The 255-nt window shown below is 72.9% G+C and carries 1 protein-coding gene; it reads right to left on the bottom strand.

The genetic code is table 11. The annotated features are described in order from the left end of the window. On the bottom strand, positions 1-255 hold a 255-nt coding region (locus tag IU459_RS38050; RefSeq protein ID WP_195134366.1), incomplete at both ends, for a hypothetical protein.

Below are 255 nucleotides of genomic sequence, written 5' to 3'. Positions count from 1 at the left end.
CGTCCACCCGTCCGGTGAGGGTCAGCACCGCCTGCGCGGTGTAGACGTCCACCGAGCTCGCCGCAAGGCGGGCGTGGAACAACAGACCGGCTTGCAGCGCCGAGAGCGGCCAGACGTCGGCCAGCGCCCCGAAGCGCCGCTCCCAGCGGTCGATGTCCCGCTGAGTGCTGCGCACCAACGCGAAGTCGGACGGGGTGTGCCCACCCGCGCCGGTCGAATTGGCATGGCGGGCCACCGCTTCCAGCGCGGCGGTCC

The sequence above is a fragment of the Nocardia amamiensis genome, assembly GCF_015477605.1.
GTDB classification, from domain to species: domain Bacteria; phylum Actinomycetota; class Actinomycetes; order Mycobacteriales; family Mycobacteriaceae; genus Nocardia; species Nocardia amamiensis_A.
The sequence above is the reverse complement of the archived record's forward strand: the minus strand, read 5'-3'. Positions and strand labels throughout refer to the sequence as shown.